Annotated in this window: 15 protein-coding genes and 6 pseudogenes; all 21 read right to left on the reverse strand. The window is 58.7% G+C overall.

The genetic code is table 11. The features are described 5' to 3' along the window. Positions 1-6: 6 nt before the first annotated feature. On the reverse strand, positions 7-402 hold the full coding sequence (gene nifX / locus HU230_RS27690; protein WP_166073337.1) for a nitrogen fixation protein NifX: 396 nt from the start codon (positions 400-402) through the stop codon (positions 7-9). Then, positions 399-1808 (reverse strand): nitrogenase iron-molybdenum cofactor biosynthesis protein NifN, encoded by a 1410-nt coding sequence (gene nifN, locus HU230_RS27695; protein WP_176529036.1) that lies wholly within the window; start codon positions 1806-1808, stop codon positions 399-401. Before nifN ends, nifX begins: the two co-directional genes overlap by 4 nt. 8 nt (positions 1809-1816) lie before the next feature. Continuing rightward, entirely contained in the window at positions 1817-3463 is a 1647-nt protein-coding gene (gene nifE, locus HU230_RS27700) for a nitrogenase iron-molybdenum cofactor biosynthesis protein NifE (protein WP_176529035.1), read from the reverse strand. Positions 3464-3558: 95 nt separating this feature from the next. Then, positions 3559-5115 (reverse strand): nitrogenase molybdenum-iron protein subunit beta, encoded by a 1557-nt coding sequence (nifK, locus tag HU230_RS27705; protein WP_176529034.1) that lies wholly within the window; start codon positions 5113-5115, stop codon positions 3559-3561. A 67-nt stretch (positions 5116-5182) separates the two neighbouring features. Continuing rightward, positions 5183-6685 (reverse strand): nitrogenase molybdenum-iron protein alpha chain, encoded by a 1503-nt coding sequence (gene nifD, locus HU230_RS27710; RefSeq protein WP_176529033.1) that lies wholly within the window; start codon positions 6683-6685, stop codon positions 5183-5185. Positions 6686-7154: 469 nt separating this feature from the next. Continuing rightward, a complete protein-coding gene (locus HU230_RS27715; RefSeq protein WP_176529032.1) occupies positions 7155-8402 on the reverse strand; it encodes a cysteine desulfurase in 1248 nt (415 codons plus the stop codon). After that, positions 8399-9721: a Fe-S cluster assembly protein SufD gene (gene sufD / locus HU230_RS27720; protein ID WP_176529031.1), complete on the reverse strand. Its 1323-nt coding sequence runs from the start codon at positions 9719-9721 to the stop codon at positions 8399-8401. The genes HU230_RS27715 and sufD overlap by 4 nt, the downstream gene beginning before the upstream one ends. A gap of 19 nt (positions 9722-9740) precedes the next feature. Beyond that, positions 9741-10493 (reverse strand): Fe-S cluster assembly ATPase SufC, encoded by a 753-nt coding sequence (gene sufC, locus HU230_RS27725; RefSeq protein WP_176529030.1) that lies wholly within the window; start codon positions 10491-10493, stop codon positions 9741-9743. Between the two features lie 68 nt (positions 10494-10561). Beyond that, on the reverse strand, positions 10562-12058 hold the full coding sequence (gene sufB / locus HU230_RS27730) for a Fe-S cluster assembly protein SufB (protein WP_176529029.1): 1497 nt from the start codon (positions 12056-12058) through the stop codon (positions 10562-10564). 187 nt (positions 12059-12245) lie between these two features. Next, on the reverse strand, positions 12246-12440 hold the full coding sequence (locus HU230_RS27735; protein ID WP_165128097.1) for a 4Fe-4S binding protein: 195 nt from the start codon (positions 12438-12440) through the stop codon (positions 12246-12248). 728 nt (positions 12441-13168) lie between these two features. Further along, positions 13169-14203, reverse strand: a pseudogene (locus HU230_RS27740) (alanine dehydrogenase). Between the two features lie 799 nt (positions 14204-15002). Beyond that, positions 15003-16051 (reverse strand): annotated as a pseudogene (hypE, locus tag HU230_RS27745) (hydrogenase expression/formation protein HypE). Then, positions 16048-16884 (reverse strand): annotated as a pseudogene (gene hypD, locus HU230_RS27750) (hydrogenase formation protein HypD); the annotation flags it as partial. The pseudogenes hypD and hypE, both read right to left, overlap by 4 nt. A gap of 80 nt (positions 16885-16964) precedes the next feature. After that, complete coding sequence (locus HU230_RS44390; RefSeq protein ID WP_476727274.1) at positions 16965-17345, reverse strand: Kae1-like domain-containing protein; 381 nt, start codon at positions 17343-17345, stop codon at positions 16965-16967. Positions 17346-17428: 83 nt separating this feature from the next. Next, positions 17429-18208 (reverse strand): annotated as a pseudogene (locus HU230_RS44395) (Sua5/YciO/YrdC/YwlC family protein); the annotation flags it as partial. After that, positions 18129-18437 carry a hypothetical protein gene (locus HU230_RS44400; RefSeq protein WP_476695717.1) on the reverse strand — a complete coding sequence of 103 codons (309 nt, stop codon included), beginning with the start codon at positions 18435-18437 and terminating at the stop codon, positions 18129-18131. The gene HU230_RS44400 and the pseudogene HU230_RS44395, both read right to left, overlap by 80 nt. 35 nt (positions 18438-18472) lie before the next feature. Continuing rightward, positions 18473-18883 carry an acylphosphatase gene (locus tag HU230_RS44405; protein WP_476727275.1) on the reverse strand — a complete coding sequence of 137 codons (411 nt, stop codon included), beginning with the start codon at positions 18881-18883 and terminating at the stop codon, positions 18473-18475. After that, a pseudogene (locus HU230_RS44410) lies at positions 18825-19096 on the reverse strand (P-loop NTPase family protein); the annotation flags it as partial. The pseudogene HU230_RS44410 and the gene HU230_RS44405, both read right to left, overlap by 59 nt. Positions 19097-19497: 401 nt before the next feature. Continuing rightward, positions 19498-20175, reverse strand: a complete 678-nt coding sequence (locus tag HU230_RS27765; protein WP_176534834.1) for a molybdate ABC transporter permease subunit — start codon at positions 20173-20175, stop codon at positions 19498-19500. Positions 20176-21018: 843 nt separating this feature from the next. Next, on the reverse strand, positions 21019-21225 hold the full coding sequence (locus HU230_RS27770; RefSeq protein WP_176529028.1) for a hypothetical protein: 207 nt from the start codon (positions 21223-21225) through the stop codon (positions 21019-21021). A gap of 10 nt (positions 21226-21235) precedes the next feature. Beyond that, positions 21236-21594, reverse strand: a pseudogene (locus tag HU230_RS27775) (FCD domain-containing protein); the annotation flags it as partial. Positions 21595-21725 lie beyond the last annotated feature (131 nt).

A 21725-nucleotide genomic window follows, 5' to 3' on the forward strand; every position in this document is an offset into this window, starting at 1 on the left:
TTCATCTCATTCGTCGAACTCGAATGTGCTCCGCTGGTCCTTTGCCATTGCCTTGCGTAGCCAGGGAGGTGGTGTGCCTCTTAGGACATCCTCGAGCTTTTCGAGCAACACCAGAATGTTTTCTGGCTTGTTTACCTTGATCGGATGGATCTTGTTGGCGACCACCCGGGCAGCACCGGCGCCGCCGATGGCAGCAACGTAAAGAATTGCGCAATCTTTAATCGCCTCGATCTTCGGCGCTAACTTGTCGTCGTTGCCGTCTTCCTTGAGATCGCCCTCAAACTCAACCGCTTTGAGAAACACATGTCCGCTTGGCGCGACCTCGTAGATAGCAATATTCTTTGCCCAACCAAAATGAGCATCGACGCGCCTTAGATCTTGAGTGGCGAATGCGACCTTCATGCAGTCGACCTCTCGGCTGCACCGATGGAACTGAGATGCCCGGACCTTGATGGCAGTGCGACCGGAGCCCGCCATCGATCGGGCGTAGGTTGATGGTTCTCCTCGCGGTCCGCGATCCCGAGATTGGCGATATCGAAGATCAGATCGCGGGTACCACGATAACCAATCGATAGTTGGTGCCCTGCGCCAAGTCGATCGAACATCGGAAAACCCGCACGATAGAACGGAATTTTCAGCCGGGCAGCCGCTTGCCTGCCATGCGAATGCGTGATCAGCAAGTCGCAATTCTCGGTTCTGGCAAGCTCTTCGAGATCCTCAAGATCACCAATTAGCACCTCGTTGGTCTTGATCCGCTCGATCACCGCCGATTGTGTGGTCGTTACGGCCGCACGCACCTGCGCCCCCATCTCGTGCAGCATACTGGAGAGATCATATAGGAGGTCTGGCTCAGCGGCGATCGCAAGTCTGCGACCACCAATATGGAAGTGCGCGTCCAGCATTGCATCCGTGAGCTGGCCGCGCTGCCGCCGATATTTCGGTGGCACGGGACGGCCGCTGATTTCACTCACAAACGTCATGAATTCGTCGCACGGACCGAGGCCGCACAGCCGCTCGAAGAGGCGAAATGGAACGCCGCTTTTGGCCTGCATGACCTCTGCCGCTCGCCGCATCTGCGCGCCGATTGCAATGGTCCACCCGGCGCGGCCCATGCTCGCGATCTCGTCGACGCCGATGCCGCCGATGGTCGTTGACGTAAACTCGTCGGGGATATGCCCATCGAGCGACGCTGCCAGGTCAGGCAGGAAGGATGGCCGCAACCCACAATCCTCCAGGATGGCACGGAGTTCGTCAAGATCACCCGGCGTGAGGTGACATCCTGGAAGAACGTTCACTCTCGAGGAATCGCGCAGGCCGTTGACGTTGGGCCCTTCCACCAGCAATTCCACAATGCGCGTCACAGCCTTCTCCCAGCCGTCCTGGAACGCGCCCTTGAAATCGGGTGTCGAGACATAGACCAGCGGCAATTTCGCAAGTTGCCGATGCTTGTTTCGGATTAGCTTGAGGTAAGCATCCACATCGTCCCCGTTAGTCTCGGTGATGCCGGTCGAGCAGATTCCGACGATCTTTGGCTTGGCTCGGTTGTAGATATTGAGTATCGCCTGCTCGAGGTTCTCATAGCCGCCGAGCACGGTCGCGACCTCGCTCATCGCGGTGGTCTGCAGCGGTACCACCTCCTTGAAATGCCGCACAAAGAGCGTGAGCCCGAAAGAAGTGCATCCTTGCGAGCCATGCAGAAGCGGCATCGCCCCGCGCAGCCCCATGAAGGCGAATGCGCCGCCAATCGGCTGGCTCATCTTCAGCGGGTTGACCGCGCAGGCTTTTGTTGGCACCGTGGTGAGGGCCATGATTCCCCCTATTCTGCGGCCTGCAGCATGGCAGATGGCGAGGACACCAAGATGTCCTCGATGCGTCTCTTGCAGCAACCACCGACCGCATCGGTGTGCTCTTTGACTTCCTCGACGCTTCTCAGACCATGCGCGTAGATCGCATCCTCGATCGTGCCGAGATCGACCGTGTTACAGTGGCAAATCTTCCTCGCGCGGCGCGCCGTTTCGGCGAGCGCCGGTTCGCAGGTGATCTCGGCCGCCGGCGACTGCATATGCAGCTTCGCCCTGGCCAAGGCCTCCCATGGTGCCGGTCGACGTACCTGCTCCCACATCGGATTTGAGAGCGACTTGTCGATCTCCTCCACTAACTTGATCATTCCGACATAGCCCATATAGGCATGGCATCGCTCCTGGTTGATATCGAGCCAAGGCGTCGCTGCTTTCAGCGCGACGAACTGCGATTTGCCGCCCGATAGCATGATGTCCGCTTTTGCGCCCTTCAACATCTCGTACATTTCACGCGGCGACATGTCCTCGATCATGTGGGCATCCTGTCCCATGAGCTCCTTGATGCGCTCTTTGTCCTCCCTTGTCGATTTCTTCACGCTGGTTCCGACCAATTCGAGCCCGGCCTCCTGTAGTGCCGCAACGACCGACCATGACTTGACCCCGCCGGTAATCAGCAAAGCCTTCTTTCCCTTGAAGCGTGACTTGTACGGTTTGATCGCGGCCCAGGCCCGCGCCTCCTCGCGCGCGATCACCGCGTCGGTGCGCCCGAGCAGATCTTGCGGTGCGCCGCGCTCAACCAATAAGCGGGCAATCTGGCGCAGCGAATCACTTGAATCCTGGACACCGTAGAACGAGCCTTCGAAGAACGGGATTCCGTAGCGTTCCTCCATCTTGCGCGCGACGTTGATCATGCCCTTTGAGCACACCAACATCGCCGCCCGCGCGCGATGGGATGACGCGACTTCACGATATTTGGCATCGCCCGAGATGCATGAGAGAATCCGGATTCCAAGCTCATCGAGCGAAGGCTTAACTTGCCAGAGCTCCCCCGAAAGATTGTATTCTCCGATCAGATTGATGTCGTAAGGTGTGGTGCAGTCTGGCTCCCGCGTTCCGATCACATGTTCCAGCAAAGCCTCGCCGGCGAGCTTGTTGCCGAGGTTCTTGGAGCCAACGAACCCCGGGGAATTGATCGGGATGACCGGTTTGCCAAACCTTTGCGAGGCGGCCTTACAGACCGCGTTGACGTCGTCGCCGATCATCGCGGGAACACAGGTCTGATAGACGAAAATGGCGGGCGGGTCATGCTTGTCGACGATTTCCTTGATCGCCTTCCAGAGCCGCCTCTCACCTCCAAATACGATATCGGTTTCGTTCATATCGGTTGTGAATGCGGTGCGCCATAGATTCGAACCGGAAGACGCCGCGCCGCGATTGTCCCAGGAGTTGCCTTCGCAAGCGATTGGACCATGCACCAAATGAGCGACGTCGGTAAACGGCTGTAGCGCGATCTTAGCACCGTCGAAGGCGCAGCCGCCCGCCGCACTACCCGGCTGCAGTAGCTTGGTGCATCCCTTCTTGCGCTCAGCCTCCGACTTACTGCCGTTCTTGGCGCAGCCCGGCTCGTTGAAAATATTCTGGACCGTAGCTGACAGCGAACTCATCCGTTCTCCTCTTAGCCGAACTAATTGCAAGTTGAGCCATCGTGCGCTCGTGCTATCGCCAGTGTTTTCGGCGACGGCACGTGCATTGTCCGTCATCAACGAATGATGTCGAAGCTGTAGTCAGTTTTGCCAAGAACGTTGGTCTTCCGGTCGATTTCGTCGAATATCTTGTCGAGGATCTTCACCAGCACATTCAGGCCGCCCTGATAGCCCCACACAGGGGAGCGGTGGTGATGATGCCGATCAAACACCGGAAAGCCCATGCGGATCAGTGGCGTTCCTGTGTCACGTTCCAGGTACTTGCCATAGGTGTTGCCAATCAGAAGATCGACCGGCTCGGTGAACAAGAGCGAGCGCATGTGCCAGAGGTCTCGCCCCGGATAGGACTGGCAGGCATGCCCAAACGGTGAGCTTGCAAACAGCGCCTGCATTTTGTCCTGCCACGCCGTATTGCCGTTGGTGGACAGCACATGGGTTGGTTCGGCGCCGAGTTCGAGCAGAAAGGCGGCCAACCCATAGCAGAGATCCGGATCGCCATAGATTGCGAACTTCTTGCCATGGATATGCGCGCTGGAGTCAGCGATGGCATCAACCAAGCGGCCACGCTCTCGCGCGAGTTGCTCCGGGACCTGCTTGCCGCTGATGCGTGATAGCGCCAGGAGAAGGTCATCTGTTGCGGAGACGCCCACCGGGTAATTGAAAGAGACGACGTCCTGGCCATGCTCAGACACGAGCCGCAGCGTTTTTTCGGTACACCACTGCTGCATTGAGATTGTCGCCTTGGCGTGAACCGCGTTAGCTGCGTCTTCCAGCGTGGTGCCGCCGTCATACATCCGGAAATCGCCATCAGTCGGGGTATCGAAGACGTCGGAGTTATCGGCCAGTATGGTGTATTGGATACCCATCAGCGCTAAGATGCGCTTAATCTCACGAAGGTTTCCGACGGTGTAGCCATCGAACCCACCAATGATGTTGATCGACTCGTTTGGCTTGCGCTCCAGCTTCGGCGCTGTTCCGGCCTTGCCGTCCCAGAAATGCTCCAGAACACCCTTGAGTGCGTTGTCATACCCGGTGACGTGGCTACCGACGAACGCCGGCGTGTGTGCAAACGGCACGTCGAACTCCGCCGGAACAGAGCCCTTTTCCTTCGATGTCTTGATGAACGCATTGAGATCATCGCCAATCACCTCGGCCATGCAGGTCGTGGAAACCGCAATCATCTTGGGCTTGTACATGTTGTAGCTGTTGGCAAGTCCATCGATCATGTTGTTCAAGCCGCCGAACACCGCGGCGTCTTCCGTCATCGAGGAAGAGACGCAGGAACTCGGCTCCTTGAAGTGCCTCGACAGATGGCTGCGGTAGTAGGCCACGCAGCCTTGCGAGCCGTGGACGAAGGGCAGCGTGCCCTCAAAACCGACCGAGGCGAACACGGCGCCAAGCGGCTGGCAGGCTTTGGCCGGATTTACCGCCAGCGCCTCCCGCGCAAAATTCTTCTCGCGGTATTCAGGCGTTTTCGTCCATTCCTTGATGCGTTCAACCTCGGCTGGATCGCGGGAATTCTCGAACATCTTCTTGTTAGCCAGCATCTGCTGGTATTCTGGACCGCGAAACAGTTCGAGATGATCGAGCACGTGTTCTGCACTCTGCGCCATTTTTGAGATCCTTCACTATCGAAATTGGTATCGTCCCGGCTCTCCACGAAGAGCCAGATACATTGCTTTATTCTGCAGCCAAGAGCTTCGCCTTCGAAGCTTCTTTCCAAGGCGCTTTCATCTTCTTCCAGATCGGCGAGTTGACAGCCATGTCCATGTCGCGCGCGAAGATCGCAAAGCCGTCATAGCCGTGATATGGACCTGAATAGTCCCAGGAATGCATCTGCCGGAACGGTATACCCATCTTTTGGAAAACGTATTTTTCCTTGATGCCCGATCCGACCAGGTCGGGCTGGAGCTTTTCGACAAAACTCTCGAACTCGTAGCCATTGACGTCGTCGTAGATGAGCGTGCTGTCCTTGACGTAGTGCTGGGCGGTGCGCTGATAGTCGTCGTTGTGGCCGAACTCGTATCCGGTACCCACGACTTCCATCCCGAGGTCCTCGTATGCGCCAATCACATGACGCGGGCGAAGACCGCCGACGTACAACATCACGGTCTTGCCCTCCAGGCGCGGGCGATATCTTGCTATTACGGCGTTCACCAGCGGCTGGTACTTTTCAATCACCCGCTCAGCGCCTTCTTTAATCTTATCGTCGAAGTAGCCCGCGATCTTGCGCAGCGACTCTGCGATCTTTGAAGGTCCAAAGAAGTTATACTCGCACCACGGAATACCGAACTTCTCTTCCATGTGGCGGGAGATGTAGTTCATGGAGCGGTAACAATGCAGAATGTTGAGCTTTGCCTTCGGCGTTGCCTCGAGCTCAGCGATTGAACCGTCACCAGACCACTGCGCAATCACCCGCAGGCCCATTTCCTCCAGAAGAATTCGCGATGACCAGGCGTCGCCACCGATATTGTAGTCTCCGATGATCGCAACATCGTACGGCGTCGACTCAAACTTCGGTTTACCACCTGGCTCGAACTTGTCGAAAATCCAATCGCGCACGGCGTCGTTGGCAATGTGGTGGCCGAGCGACTGCGAGACGCCGCGAAAGCCCTCGCAGCGGACCGGCACGATGGTCTTGCCGCCATACTCCTTGGATTTCGCTCTTGACACAGCCTCGATGTCGTCTCCAATCAATCCGATCGGGCATTCCGACTGGATGGTGATGCCGTTGTTGAGTGGGAAAAGCTCCTGGATTTCGTCAAGAACTTTGACCAGTTTCTTGTCGCCGCCGAATACGATATCCTTTTCCTGGAAGTCGGAGGTGAATTGCAGGGTCACGAAGCTATCGATCCCGGTCGTGCCAACGTAATAGTTACGACGCGAGCCCCACGAGTACTGACCGCAGCCCACCGGTCCATGGCTGATATGGACCATGTCCTTGATCGGCCCCCAGACCACGCCCTTGGATCCTGCGTAGGCGCAGCCTCTGATTGTCATCACACCAGGGATGGATTTGATGTTGGATTTGACCCCACAGTCCGACTTGCCGGCTTGGTGCACGTTGAGATGCTTGGCGCGCCGTTTTGCGGTCTTCTCCGGATAGACCTTCAGCACCTCCTCAATCAGCTCTTTGTTGCGAGCCCTGATTTCTGCGATGCTCCGGGTCGAGGCGAGGCTCATGCTGAGGTCCTTCGAGGGTTAGCTGTTGCGAGAGCGGCTTCGTGACCTAGAGTTTTGCAACGAGCATGCCAATGCGGCGCGAGCACAAAAAGCGGAACGATTTAAATCAGTTAGCGCGCTCGGTGGTGCAGCACGGGGTATTGTGGCTAACGCGACATTGCGCTTTGCCCGGAGAACCCTTCGTTTGGTCCTGTTCGAAATGGAACAGGGGCGGCGATATGTGAAGTAGCGCCGCACGATTCCAGATGTGCGGCTGCCGATCGCGATGCTCCGCGCTCGAGAGAGCGCCCGTAACAAGCGAACCGAGCGGCAAAGGCCGGCTGATCGAGCCCGGGTTTGCCTACGCCATCCATGCCTGTTGAGATCTACAGATACTTGCCTTCAGCGACGACGATGATGCCAACGGTTATGACGTCGTCATCGTCGGGAGTTCGATGCTCCACCGCCCAGACGCCGCAAGTTCACGGGCTCACGAGAACAGCTGTCGCGCCTTGATAAGTGCCCGCACGAGCGTATCAATCTCTTCACTTGTGTTGTAAAGTGCGAAAGACGCACGGCACGTAGCCAGCACACCCAAGCGCTCGAGCAGCGGCATCGCGCAATGGCCACCCGCCCGCACTGCAACTCCGGCGCGGTCGACGACCGTGGCAATGTCATGTACATGCGCGCCTTTCATATCAAAGGAGATGATCGGCCCCTTTTCGGCCGGCGTCCCGATGATTCGTACGGCGTTGATGTCCCCTAGCTTCTCATTTGCGTAGGCGAGCAGCGCGTTCTCGTGCTTGCGGATCTGTTCTTTGCCTATCGAATTGATGTAATCTAAAGCCGCCCCCAAACCGATCGCCTCGACAATCGGCGGCGTCCCCGCCTCGAACCGGTGCGGCGGTTCACCATAGATGACGCCGGCACGCGAGACCTGACGGATCATCTCGCCGCCACCATTGAAGGGCGGCATTGACGAAAGATGCTCTGACTTGCCGTAAAGCACGCCGATCCCTGTCGGACCATAGAGTTTATGGCCTGTCATTACGTAGAAATCGCAATCGATGTCGCAGACGTCGACGGTCAAATGGACACATCCTTGCGAGCCGTCGACCAGTACGGGAATACCCCGTGCATGTGCGATCCTCACTACGTCTTTCACTGGCAAAATGGTACCCAGCACGTTCGACATCTGAGTGATCGCTACCATCTTAGTGCGAGGGGTCAAGAGCCGCTCAAATGCATCGAGCAGGAAATTGCCGTCATCATCAACCGGCGCCCACTTGATGACTGCGCCGAGCCGTTCTCTTAAAAAATGCCACGGCACAATGTTGGAGTGGTGTTCCATAATCGACAGAACGATCTCGTCGCCGGCGCTGACCCGTTCACGGCCGAAGGTCTGGGCGACCAGATTGATGGCCTCCGTGGCGCTGCGGGTGAAGACGATCTCTTCGTTCAGATGTGCGTTCACAAACCGCGCCACCTTGGTACGGGCGCCCTCATACGCCTCCGTCGCCGCATTCGCCAGATAGTGCAGGCCGCGATGTACGTTGGCGTATTCGCTGGAGTATACATGCATCATGCGGTCAAGAACCGCATTCGGCTTTTGCGCGGATGCGGCGTTATCAAGGTACACAAGCGGCTTGTCGTACACCGTCATGGACAGCGCAGGAAAGTCCGCGCGCAGACGGCTGACCTGGTAACTACCGTTGCCTATCGCGGGGTGCACACTCATCGCGCCCGCAGCCAGTGTTCAGCTCGCGCGGTCACAAATTCGCGCAGATTGCCGGCGGGGATCTCCTCGATCGGCTCGCCAATGAATGCTCTAATCAACAACGCCTGCGCATCCTTCTCTGATAAACCTCGAGCGCGCAGATAGAATATGAGACTGGTGTCCAGCGCACCTGAAGTCGATCCGTGGCCGCAAGTCACGTCGTCGGCAAGGATTTCGAGTTCGGGCTTATTGTCCGCCTCGGCCTGGTCGGACAGGAGCAGCGCGCGCGTCATCAGCGCGGCATCCGTCTTCTGCGATGCGGGACGTACGACGACTTGGCCCTGGAACACCGAGCGGCCGCAATCGTCAACGACCGCGTGGAACTTATTCCGACTGATGCAATGCGGCACGGCGTGGTCGACTACGATTGTTGTGTCGGCGTGCTGTTTTTCCCTGATGAGATTGACCCCGTTCGCCGAGAGCCTGGATCCCTCGCCGGCCAGTGTGACGAATCCCTGATAGCGACCGATGGAGCCGCTGCAGGTCATGCTGAAGAGATTGAGGCTCGCTCTGGTACCGACTACGATGATTCCCGACGAAAGGTTCACGGCGTCAGCGGCATCAGCTGCCACCCGGATATACGAAAGGCTCGCCTCGTCACCAACCAGGACAATTATCGCATCGTTGGTTTGATATCGGCTCGCGCCATCAGCCGCGACGAATGTTTCCACCACAGCCGCGTGCGCTCCCTTACCTAGCTGCAGGTAGGAACGGGTAAAATCGGACACCGACAATGAGGTTGCAACGTGAACGATCTGAATGGAACGCTTAATCGTGCTGCCCTCGGCGATCGTAATCACCAGGCCGTCGGTCGCCATCGCGGCATTGAGCGAGATCATCGCATCAGTTGTGGTCGAAAGCACCAGGCCGGCCATTGCACTGTTGGCCGGATTCTCCAGAATCTCTCGCAACGACCGCACATCGACCCCATTTTCGAGGCTACCGACGTCGGATAGCTCGGGTGCGAATATTCCATCCACCAAAACCAGTTTGACTGCTTGATCGGCAGCCGCTTGCATGACCGACGACTTTGCGCGCACCAGCGCAGCTGCATCTGGTCGCGGAGCGAGTGGCAGTACCTCGCCGATCAAGGCGCATAGATCTGTATATTTCCAAGCCTCGATGCGCCGATGCGGGAGGCCGGCACGCTCGTAGGCCTCGAATGCCCTCGCACGGATATGGGCGACAGGCCCACAGCCAGGCAGCCGTCCGTGCGCCGCGGTGAAGAGATTGCTCTTTGCACGTCCGGCGTCGGCTTCTCTTGCCAAAACTCGCTTCATCAGGAAATCTCTTGAGAGGTCAGGCCGCACCTTCGAATTGAGCGTAGCCACAAGCCTCGAGCTCCAGCGCGAGTTCTCTGCCGCCGCGCTTCCTTACCCGCCCTTTGGACATCACATGCACAAAATCCGGCGTTATATAGTCGAGAAGCCGCCGATAGTGGGTGATCACGATCATCGCCCGTTCCGGCGAACGCAGAGCGTTGATACTGTTGGAGACGATGCGCAGCGCGTCGATATCGAGGCCGGAATCTATCTCATCCAAGATGCACAGGCTCGACTCGAATAGCGCCATCTGCAAAATCTCGTTGCGCTTTTTCTCGCCGCCGGAAAATCCGACATTGAAGCCGCGCTTCAGCATGCCTTGTGGGATGTTGAGCGACTTGGCTATCTCGCCGGCCCTTTTCAGAAAATCGGGCGTGGAGAATTCCTCTTGCCCGCGCGCTTTACGCTGAGCGTTCAACGCCGTACGCAGGAAGTTCATGGTGGTCACACCGGGAATTTCGACCGGATACTGAAACGCAAGAAATATTCCCTTGCCAGCGCGCTCCTCCGGTTCCATCGCGAGAAGATCTTCATCCTTGAACAGGATTTGGCCTGCACTCACTTGATACCCGGGCTTGCCGGAAATAACGTGGCTGAGCGTGGTCTTTCCGGAGCCGTTCGGCCCCATGATCGCGTGTACCTCACCCGCGTTGACCGTAAGATCGAACCCGCGAAGAATTTCGCGCTCGTCCATGCCGGCATGCAAATCTCGAACTTCGAGTAGCGCCATTCTGATCTATCTCCTGAAATGCATCATCCCGGGTGAGCCGCACTCGGGAGGTCCCGCGGGACGGTTGGCTATCCGACGGCCCCTTCGAGCGAGATCGAGATCAGCTTCTGCGCTTCCACCGCGAACTCCATCGGCAGTTTTTGCAGAACGTCCTTGGCGAAGCCATTGACGACAAGGCCAATGGCCTGTTGCTCGCTCAAGCCTCTCTGGACGCAGTAGAACAGCACGTCCTCGGAGATCTTCGACGTGGTCGCTTCGTGCTCGAACGTTGCCGAGGAGTTCTTGGCCTCGACATAGGGCACGGTGTGCGCGCCGCATTTGTCGCCGATCAGGAGCGAATCGCAGGCGGTGTAGTTGCGCGCGCCGGTGGCTTTACGGTGCGCACTGACGAGGCCGCGATAGGTGTTCTGCGATTTGCCGGCGGCGATGCCCTTGGAGATGATCCGGCTCGACGTGTTCTTGCCGAGGTGGATCATCTTGGTGCCGCTATCGACCTGCTGGAAGCCGTTCGAGATCGCGATCGAGTAGAACTCGCCGCTCGAATTGTCGCCGCGCAGGATGCAGCTCGGATATTTCCAGGTGATCGCCGAACCGGTCTCGACCTGGGTCCAGGAGATCTTGGAATTCCTGCCGCGGCAGTCGCCGCGCTTGGTGACGAAATTGTAGATGCCGCCCTTGCCCTCGGAATTGCCGGGGTACCAGTTCTGCACCGTCGAATACTTGATCTCGGCATCGTCGAGTGTGACCAACTCGACCACGGCGGCGTGCAACTGGTTCTCGTCGCGCTGCGGCGCGGTGCAGCCTTCGAGATAGGAGACGTAGGAGCCCTTGTCGGCGATGATCAGCGTGCGCTCGAACTGGCCGGTGTTGCGCTCGTTGATGCGGAAATAGGTCGACAGCTCCATCGGGCAACGCACGCCCGGCGGCACGTAAACGAACGAGCCGTCGGAGAACACCGCCGAGTTCAGCGTCGCGAAGTAATTGTCCGTGGTCGGCACCACCGTGCCGAGATATTTCTGCACCAGCTCGGGATGCTCGCGGATTGCCTCCGAGATCGGCATGAAGATCACGCCGGCCGCCTTCAGCTCCTTCTGGAAGGTGGTCGCCACCGACACCGAATCGAACACGGCGTCGACCGCGATCTTGCGGCTGGGCGACGGCGCGCCACCAGGCGGCGGCTCGACACCTTCGAGGATCGCAACCTCGCGCAAAGGAATGCCGAGCTTCTCGTAGGTCTTGAGGATTTCCGGATCGATCTCGTCGATAGAGGACAGCGTCTTCTTCGGCTTCGGCGCCGCGTAGTAGTAGATGTCCTGATAGTCGATCTTCGGATAGTTGACGCGCGCCCAGGTCGGCTCGATCATGGTCAGCCAGCGGCGATACGCCTCCAGGCGCCATTCCAGCATCCAGGCCGGCTCATTCTTCTTTGCAGAGATGAAGCGGACGGTGTCTTCCGACAGCCCCTTCGGGGCCTTGTCGGACTCGATCTGCGTCTCAAACCCATATCGATACTGGTCGACGTCGATACGCCGGACGCACTCGACCGTCTCTTCTACAGCTACCATTGCCTGCTCCGCTCGCGCAAAGACAACTCCAACCAGTTCCGGCGCACCCTCTCCGAACTGATCCCACAAGTTAGGACCAACTCGGGGCCAGCGCGTAAGAGAATCGGTCGACGAAGCCGGTAGGCTGCCGCTCTCAGTGGTGTCTTCATTCTGTTTCGCGCCGGGGCCCCACTCATCAGCTAATTCCCTATGCCGGCACACAGGTCTCGGGCACCGGGCAAACGACGGCGCACTGCGGCGCGTCAGAATTTCCTTCGCATTGGGTGCACTTGGTCGGATCGATCACATATATGTCGTTCTTCAGGCTAATCGCAGCGTTGGGACATTCGAACTCACACGCACCGCAGACGGTGCACTGGGACGCGATTATCTTGTAGGCCATCACTGCGGTTCCATAAGCAGAAGGTGCGGGACCGCGTCTTGCCTTCAAGTCTCGTGCCAATCAGTCTGGGCTGATTTGTCTCGGCTATCTTTCAGAGCGCATGTCGCCGCCTCGACGGCGTGTCGCAAACTCTACATTCGGAATCATAGTGGCTTGATCTCGGTGCCGTGGCGCACGATCAATGACGGCGGTCAGCCAACCACGTGAACTGCGTCCGCCAGCCCTATGGCGCGATCCTTCCCATGGCCGCGGTCACGCGGCTGCGATCGGGTCGCCTCTTCCCGAGTGCTCCGCCGCCAGGTCGGCCGGGCCCCATGTTATTGGTTCTGCTCACCGGAATGGCGGCGGATTCGACTAAAGCGCCACGATGAACAACCGGCGGGGGTCACACCGGAACGACGCACATCTCCACCGCAGAGCCAGAAACTGTCGCGGCGATCGCGCCAGACAAAGTCACTCCGATGATCGCGGCGTTTAGGTGCCGCGGCACCCGCTTTCAAGCCCGAAGATGACCGGTAACCTTCATCCATATGCCTGTACGAGCAAAGGCACATTGCCTCGCTTCATGGGGCAACTGAAAGCCAAGCGCGATCATCTGGTGTTCCCCGGCTTCGCTTCGCGTTTCAAACATCCGCCCGCGCTGGTTAGCAAATTGATCGAGCCGAAAAAAAAGCCACCCCGAAGAGTGGCCCAAGTCAGGGAGGAAACGCCCGTAAGGGCCTCCGGGATCAGGCCGCAGCCTGTTCGATCGATGAGAAAGGCAACCCTAGGCTCTCGGCCACGGCCTTGTAAGTTAGCCGGCCCCGATGGACATTGAGGCCCGCGCGCAGGTGCGGATTTTCGAGCGCGGCGGCAAACGCCTTGTTGGCCAGTGCCAAACCAAACGGCAGCGTGGCGTTAGTCAGTGCCTGGCTTGAGGTCAGCGGCACGGCGCCGGGCATATTGGCCACGCAATAATGAATAACGCCATCCACTTCGCAGGTTGGATCAGCGTGAGTGGTTGGGTGCGATGTCTCAAAGCAGCCGCCCTGATCGATAGCGACGTCCACGATCACCGCCCTCTTACGCATTGAACTCAGCATACCCCGCCGAACGAGCTTCGGCGCGCTCGCACCTGGAACAAGTACCGCACCAATCACAACATCGGCCGCAAATACCTCTTCCTCCACGGCGTCGATGGTCGAGATTCTGGCCCGAACGCGCAAGCTCGTCCAGTTCGAGCCGGGGTATCGAGCGGTCGATGATGGTGACCTCTGCACCCAAACCGATCGCCATGCGCGCCGCGTGCGTACCAACGAGGCGACCTCCAATCACCACGATCCGGGCCGGCTGAACACCGGGCACTCCACCGATCAACAGCCCTCGTCCGCCAGCACTACACCTCAGGGCGCTACCCGCCCCTTCAATCGCAAGCCTATCCGCGACCTCGCTCATGGGCGCCAGCAACGGAAGGCCACCTTGCTCATCAGTTACGGTCTCATAGGCGATCTCGGTCCACCCAGATCCCGCAGCTGGCTCCATTCGGACGGCTGAGGCTCCTTAACCTTTACAATCATCTCGCTCGACTCGAATACCTCGACTGCGGACGCCAGAATCGTTGTGCCGGCGTTGCGATAATCTTCATCCGCCGCGCCAATGCCCGCGCCAGCATCGGTCTCGATCATCACGCGGTGGCGCGCCGCCACGTATTCGCGGACAGCTCCAGGGGTAAGGCCCACGCGATATTCGTGCGCCTTGATTTCCTCGAGGACTCCGACCTTCATTTGAAAACTCCCTGCCTAGAGGGGCTTTCTAATCGGAAGTGCGTAACGATATTGCGACGCGAGCGCCACAATAGCGCAGGAATTCAGCGATCTTTGACCAGCTGCGCAGGATTTCAAACAGGATGCGGCAAGATGCTGAGTGGCTAAGATAACCGTACTCGCTGAGCTCAACGATCGAGCCCTCCGCAGCCGACGCGAACAGGCTCTCGACCGCAATGGCACCCGCGCTGAAAAAATCATATAACGGATCCGTGGGCGTCTTGAAAACGTCTACAGAACTACCTTCGCCGCGATGACAGGGTCCTTCCGCTCTGGACCAAACCTATTCCATCTCATTACCTGCGAATCACGCGTTGGCTATGCACGAGGTCGGCGAATGCACGGACCTCGGTGTCAGTGCCTTCTCCTAAGCCGCCGAGATTCAGGGGAGCAGATCGAGGATCTCTTATTTCTAAGCTGCTCTTGTGCGACACTAGTCTACAAACTAAGCGGCGCGACTTGAGCCAAGGCGCTGTAAAGAGCCTCGTAAGAGCGCCTTTCGCCTCACCTTAACCTCGAAGTGTCAAGGGGGGAGCAACGACTTCGGGTGAGCGACGAATGGCGCATGAATAAAACGCTTGGGACCGGGTTCGCGGCTTGAGAATGCCACAAATGAAAATCCAGCCTTGCCGAATTTTTGGAAGAGCGAGCATCACAGTCCGCCAGCAGGGCAGGTCGTAGACTTTAGCTCATTTTTTTAAATGGCTAATAACCGCTGATGCGTGCCCCCTCATGCCCGCCGCAGTTGGGCGTGACATGTTCAAGAGATCGGAGGCAATTGTTCGCCCGACAGCCAATCGACAACTCGTCCGCCACCGAAACTGGTCGCCATCTGCACAAACTTGTGATCGTCAGCTACCGCCTCTCCAATATCAGCTGCATCGCACCCGAGCGGATGCGCCTTCATGGCTGCAAGCACAGCATCGGCAGAATCAGGCGCGACGATCGCAACGAGCTTGCCCTCGTTAGCGACATGGATCGGATCAAGCCCAAGGAGTTCGCAGGTCGCCGCAACCGCAGGCTTCACAGGAATGGCGGCTTCCTGCAGACGGAAGCCGAGGCCCAATTGATGCGCAATCTCGTTGAGCGAGGCGGCAAGGCCGCCACGCGTGGGGTCACGCATCACCCGGATACCGCTGTCACCGGCCGCAACCATGGCGGCTACGAGGTCGTGCAGCGCGGCTGAATCCGAGCGCGATCTCGATTTGAAAGGCGACGTTCTGGCGCCTTGACATGATCGCCACCCCATGATCGCCGAGGCTACCGGAAATCAGGACACGGTCGCCAACCCTTGCCTTGTCGGCCGAGAGATCGAGCGCATCGGCCAGGACCCCGATGCCCGGTCGTGGAGATGAACAGACCGTCCGCCTTGCCGCGCTCGACGACCTTGGTGTCCCCAGTGATGATGTAAACGCCGGCGTCGCGCGCCGCTAAGCCCATCGAATCCGCAATCGTTTGCAGATCCGAAAATCGGAACCCCTCCTCGATAATAAAGCTAGCCGATAGATAGAGCGGACGCGCGCCGGCCATAGCGACATCATTGATCGTGCCGTTCACAGCGAGTGACCCGATATTGCCGCCAGGAAAGAACAGCGGTGAAACCACATAGCCGTCCGTCGTCATCACTATTCTGCCTGTTGCAACATCAAACGCCGATTGATCATTGCAGCGGGCGAGCCATTCGTTACCGAAGGCTCGGTGAAAAATGTCCGAGATTAGGTGCGCCATGGCACGGCCCCCGGACCCGTGAGAAAGATCAATGCGTCCGTTCTCGACATCAAGTCTGCGTTGATGGGCCTTTACGCTCATGACAACCGTCCCAGCTGATCATCGCGAACTCGGCCATACGTCCAATACGCGGCGCAAGCGCCTTCCGATGAGACCATGCAGGCTCCTATGGGATTTTCCGGCGTGCAAGCAGTTCCAAATAGCTTGCAGTCGACCGGCCGCTTGGCTCCGCGCAGAATTGCGCAGCACTCGCACGCTGGATTGTCAGCGACACGCAGTTCGTGCATCGCAAAACGCGCCTCGGCGTCAAATCTCGCGTATGCCCGCTTCAGCTTCAGTCCGCTTTTGGGTACGAGTCCAAGTCCAAGCCATTCGAGCTGCTCACGCAGTTCGAATATCTGCGAGACCTCGTCCTTGGCGCGCGGATTGCCTTCGCGCGTAACCGCACGGCTGTATTGATTTTCCACGCCGCAGCGGCCTTCGTTCACTTGCCGCACCAGCATCAGGATCGCCTGCATGACGTCGAGCGGTTCAAATCCCGCGATCACGATCGGCTTACCGAATTGTTCTGCCAGAGGTTCGTAAGGTCGCGTACCGATGATGGTGCTGACATGTGCAGGCCCGACGAAGCCATCAATTGCGCCCCCGCCGATATTGCGGATCTTCGGATTCTCGAGAATGCTGTGCATGGCGGACGGTGTAAGCACGTGTTTGCAGAACACGCTGAGGCTCTTCAGCCGCTTCTTCTCGGCAATCCGGATCATCACCGCCGTCGGTGGCGTCGTAGTCGCAAATCCAGTGGCAAAGAAGACCACGTCCCGGCTCGGTGCCTGTTCGGCGAGCCGAATAGCGTCGATCGTCGAGTAAACCATCCGAATGTCAGCGCCTAGCGCCTTGGCTCGCAGCAATGACTTCACCCGCGCGTAATTTGGTCAGCCAGCACCGCGTTCAAAAAGCAGCCGCCGCTTAGGACGACGGCATTGACACCGGTTGTTCACGCAAAGCGCGTGACCCAGTCAATGCAAGCGGCGGCGAGAGTGCCATGAAACAGCCCGGCTCCGTCCGTGGCGCCTACGTTGTCTGTAATCAAGTGCTCAAAAAGCGGACGAAGCGACAGCACGCCGCCATCCATCGTCCAGCCGGCATCGAGAATCTCAGTCCGCCGCACCAGCGCCTCGAGCTTCATTGCGGCCTCGCCCTCATAGCTCTGCAAACTCGCAATGCCCAGCAGCGCCGCCGCCGCATCAAACAACCGGCCCGCGCGGGTTGTGATGGTCCCGCCCTGCTGATCCAGCAATGCGCGCACGCGCTCAGACTGGCGTTGCGCTGCAAAGCGATGGCCGATTTCGGTTCCCCTGCCAAGCAACTGCAACATAGCGTAGGTCCCGCATGACCGTGCTCAGCGATGACGGCGGCAGCATGCGTGTGGTGATGCTGGACAGCGACCAGCGCGCGGCCGCTTGCCTCCGCAAAGCGCGTGGACGCCATATTGGGATGCAGATCATGGGCGATGACGGCGGGATCGTCGTCAAGAATCAATGTGAGATGACGAATCGTCTCTTCAAACACACGAATGCTTTCGGCCGTATCGAGATCGCCAATATGCTGGGAGACGAACGCTTCGTTGTTCCGCGTGACGGTGATGGTCGACTTCAACGCACCGCCAACAGCGAGTACGGACGGCACAGATCTTGCCAGCCGGATCGGTTCTGGAACATAGCCACGGGCGCGACGAATGCGTTGGGCGCGGCCCGCCACAACCGACACGACGGAGTCATCCGCACGCGTTAGGATCTCGCGATCATGGGTCACGACAAGGTCGGCGATTCCCTCAAGCCGCCGCAGCGCCTGTGCGTTGTCGATCAGCAGCGGTTCGCCACAAAGATTGGCACTGGTGGCAACGATGACGGGGCCAGTCCCCACAAGCGATACTCCGGTCGAACGAAGTACCTGAAAGATGAAGTGATGCAGCGGGGCCGCGGGCAGCATGACACCTACCCGCGATAAGCCGGGAGCTATCGCGGGTGCTAAATTATGGCGCGAACGTAGAAGGACGACGGGACGAGCTACGGATTCGAGTAGCGCGAACTCGGGCTCATTCGCTTCCGCGATCTCATTGACCCGCTCTATGGAACCGACCATGACGGCGAATCGCTTCTCAAGACGCCGCTTTCTGCCGCGCAAACGCTGCACCGCGCCCTGGTTGCGCGCGTCGCAAAGCAGCTGGTATCCGCCCACCCGCCACGGTTTGGCCGTCGACGATTGCCGCGACAATAGCGTTGTTTCCATGACTGAGCCGCGGGCCGCATGTCGGACACGCGATCGCCTCCGCATGGAACCTGCGACTCGCCGGATCGAGATATTCGCTGACGCAGGCGGCACACAGCCTAAAGGCCTTCATGACCGTGTTTCGGCGATCGTAGGGAAGCTGTTCGGAGAGGGACGGGCCGCAATGCGAGCAACTGATGAAGGGATAACGGTAATGCGACTTTTCGGATCGAACTACTCACTGATGCACTGCTGGCAGGTCGCGGCATCGGCGACGATCCGCGTTGACGACTTGCCACCTTCGCTGGTGCCGATCGAAAAGTCTTTCGCCGCGAGCGCTCCTGTCTCCTGAACGCAGATGTGGTCGATGCATGCCAGTGGTGGTGCTTCAAGCGGCAAAGCGGCGACAAACTCCGACGCACGGTTGCCCTCCACCTCGATCGTAACGCCCTCTGGATCATTGACGACAAACCCCGCCAATCCGTACCGCGTGGCCAGGCCATAGACGTAAGGACGAAATCCGACCCTTTGCACAGCTCCGCTCACGCGCACGCGTAGCCGAGTTTGGCCGCAGGTGGGGCGGCGCTCATCGCCTTGTGTCCCTCTCGGCGAGTCTCTGATGCGCCTGATTGCCGATCCAGACATAGAGCGCGCCGAAACCCTCGCCAGTACGCGCCAAGACCGTGAGCACTTCGATCCTTGAATTGACGCGCCTTGCATACTCGATGATCTTGCTCACATCGAACTCAAGGAATGATGTCAAATCAATCTTGTAATCAGCACGAGCGACGAAGCGGCAAACATATCCGGATATTTGAGCGGCTTGTCTTCACCTTCGGGGGTCGATAGCATCACGAGGTAGGCAACTTGCCTCAGCGTAATAGGCAATCGCCATTATCGGTTTGGCGACGGACGCGACTGCGAATATCGCTTCGAAGCGCATCGATGTTGCTTTCGCAGGGATCGAATTGCCCGCCTTTAGTGGATGAGCTTGCCGCCTCAGGCGATGCAACCCGCGCCGGCACGCACTTGCCAGCGATCGAGCGCAGAGCTCCTCCAGTTTGGCAAGGCGGCTCTTGGAACTCCGACGTCAAGCCCCAGCCTCCCGCAGAGGCGCGACGTGCGGCGAATTAAAGCCGATTCCAGCGGCAGCCGCGGCCATAACGGATGGCCGGATCCGGCTTGCAATGCTGCTGCTCGCTCACGATCGGACATGTCTGGCCGTCATGCCGAAGCGGATTTAATCAGGGCTGGTGCCCTCATGTGCCTCTTCTGGCACAGCGTTTGTCGATGAAGGTTAGAATAAAAATGACGGCAAAGGCAAACATCACCATACCGCCGGAAATCCAACTTGCCTCGCTCCAGCGCGATGCTTGCACATAGTCAATGACATAAGCTGACAACACCTTGGTGCGCCCAGGAATGTTGCCGCCGATCATCATCACTACGCCGAAGGTGCCGATCGAATGAGCAAAGCCAACCAAGGCAGCCTTGAGAAACTCCAGTCGCACCAACGGCAGACCGATAGTAATGAAGGCATACAATGGAGAAGCACGCTGATTGACGAGCGGTCCCCCGCCTATCGCAATAAAGGCATTATGGATTGGCTGCACCACCAAAGGGAGCGCTGAGAGGACCGATCCGACTACAATTCCTGCAAAGGTAAAGGCGAGCGTGTGCTCGCCCCAGAAAGAGGCGAGAAAGCCACCCGGTCTGTTCGGGCCGAGCAGGACGAGTACGCAGAAACCAAGCGCCGTCGGAGGCAGCACCAGCGGCAGCGCGATGATCGTCGCCACCGCCTTGCTCAAAACCGTCTTTGAACGTGCCAGCCACCACGCGAGTGGCGCGCCAACAACCAAAAGGATCATCGTCGTCAGGCTGGCGAGCTCGATCGTGAGCGCAACGGATTGCCAGATCTCGGCCGAAAAGGTGTCCATGTGCGTCAGCTCCACGGTGAGAGCACGTTGCCATATCGGCAGAGCGATCGCCTGCACGTCCGGCTTGCTGAGGATTTGGCATGCAGCGCCTTTTGGCCGGATCCCTCCAAGAGCGAGCATCCTGCCAGGTCGGTTCACAAGGTCCTTTGCTAACCGCCGGCGCATTCTCACATCACATCGTTGCCTTTTAGCGGCGATTCAGAATCTCCGGTTTGAACCAATCGATCAATCTGTGGGATCGACGCACACTGTACTAGCTTCGGCCGCGCCGCCTTCCCCATTGCGAATGCATCTGCGGTGTCCGGCCCACTCGTCCCTTTTGCGGCGACGACGCGCCTGCGGATCGACGGCACGGAGAACGACGACGGCTTGCGCGCACGATTCACAACGTTCGAAGCCGAACTCGCCAGAGAGGCGAAGTGGCTTTCCAGAGGCGCGAGGCCGCCCTCAAGCAGCCGAGCCGGGCGACCGCGGTCGCCCGAGCGAAACGCCAGAAATGTTGGAGCTTGCGTGGCCTGGCTGTATAGCTCAGTGCCCGCTATGACATTCAACATGGCTTCGGACCACCTCGCCCGCTTTGACAATCCGGCAAGCCTATCCGTCGGCATGCGGAACTTGATGAGGGGTGCCATAATTGACGCGCGTCGTTTCTGCGAGAGAGGGCAAGAGGGCGGAAATCGCAGTCCTCATCGGAGACTCCTGTGACAGGGCCGCTTCAACAGCAGCTCCTGTCTTCGTCCAGCAATGTCTGTGCCGCTTGCCAAATGTGATGCACTCCGTGCTCAACGTGAGGAAACACGCGCATAGATGCGGGCATTGCTGTGGAGTGGACCTAACGCTCTGTCAGCTTTCTGGCATCATTGTCCTCGAGCGGACAGCGCCGCACAATGAAATTGCAGAGTTGACGTGCGCGAGATGCCCTTTATGGCTGCCCACCGGATAGGTCGCGCCATCAAAGTTGTCCGGCTTGATCAGCAGCTCGCGGATCGAAGGCGTCAGATCGCATGTCGCAACGGGGGTTGCGGGTATCCAGCTTTCAATGAACCGCATGCAGCTCCCTTCAATCGCCTGCCATCCTAATGAGCGCCAGTCCCGGCAGCTGGTCGGAATGCGTCTTGTTCTTGAGCACCAAGCGCAAATTGCGCGCCGCCACTTGCGCGTGCTCTCGCATGATTGCTTCGGCGCGCGCGCCTTTTCGATTTTCGATTGCGTCGATTACGACGCGGTGTTGATCCTGCGCAATTAGGATTGTGTGGCGCACATCCGGCAGTGTCAATTGTGTCATCACAAAGCCGCTAGGCGAGGCGAACGGTAATGCGGACGCGCGATCGACCTGCCTGATCAAGTGCGGATGCGCGACAATTCCGTCAGCAGCGCGTGAAAGCGCGCGTTGAGCGCGACGTAGGAGGAGAAAGTCTGTGAGCGTCACGAGAGGATCACGGGTGCCTGGGCTTGACTTGCGCGGAATGCTCTGGATAGCGCGGTCGGGATGATTGACGCCGCCGGCGCGCGGTGATGGGTTGATCCCGGTTCGGAGCGGGCAACGGGGA

The organism is Bradyrhizobium quebecense (assembly GCF_013373795.3).
GTDB lineage: Bacteria > Pseudomonadota > Alphaproteobacteria > Rhizobiales > Xanthobacteraceae > Bradyrhizobium > Bradyrhizobium quebecense.

Bases quoted from the DNA above. Each gene is read 5' to 3' on its own strand.
- nifX (WP_166073337.1), bottom strand. From the start codon at position 402: ATGAAGGTCGCATTCGCCACTCAAGATCTAAGGCGCGTCGATGCTCAT.
- nifN (WP_176529036.1), bottom strand. From the start codon at position 1,808: ATGGCCCTCACCACGGTGCCAACAAAAGCCTGCGCGGTCAACCCGCTG.
- nifE (WP_176529035.1), bottom strand. From the start codon at position 3,463: ATGAGTTCGCTGTCAGCTACGGTCCAGAATATTTTCAACGAGCCGGGC.
- nifK (WP_176529034.1), bottom strand. From the start codon at position 5,115: ATGGCGCAGAGTGCAGAACACGTGCTCGATCATCTCGAACTGTTTCGC.
- nifD (WP_176529033.1), bottom strand. From the start codon at position 6,685: ATGAGCCTCGCCTCGACCCGGAGCATCGCAGAAATCAGGGCTCGCAAC.
- HU230_RS27715 (WP_176529032.1), bottom strand. From the start codon at position 8,402: ATGAGTGTGCACCCCGCGATAGGCAACGGTAGTTACCAGGTCAGCCGT.
- sufD (WP_176529031.1), bottom strand. From the start codon at position 9,721: ATGAAGCGAGTTTTGGCAAGAGAAGCCGACGCCGGACGTGCAAAGAGC.
- sufC (WP_176529030.1), bottom strand. From the start codon at position 10,493: ATGGCGCTACTCGAAGTTCGAGATTTGCATGCCGGCATGGACGAGCGC.
- sufB (WP_176529029.1), bottom strand. From the start codon at position 12,058: ATGGTAGCTGTAGAAGAGACGGTCGAGTGCGTCCGGCGTATCGACGTC.
- HU230_RS27735 (WP_165128097.1), bottom strand. From the start codon at position 12,440: ATGGCCTACAAGATAATCGCGTCCCAGTGCACCGTCTGCGGTGCGTGT.
- HU230_RS44390 (WP_476727274.1), bottom strand. From the start codon at position 17,345: ATGTTGCAGTTGCTTGGCAGGGGAACCGAAATCGGCCATCGCTTTGCA.
- HU230_RS44405 (WP_476727275.1), bottom strand. From the start codon at position 18,883: ATGTCTGGATCGGCAATCAGGCGCATCAGAGACTCGCCGAGAGGGACA.
- HU230_RS27765 (WP_176534834.1), bottom strand. From the start codon at position 20,175: ATGGACACCTTTTCGGCCGAGATCTGGCAATCCGTTGCGCTCACGATC.
- HU230_RS27770 (WP_176529028.1), bottom strand. From the start codon at position 21,225: ATGCGGTTCATTGAAAGCTGGATACCCGCAACCCCCGTTGCGACATGC.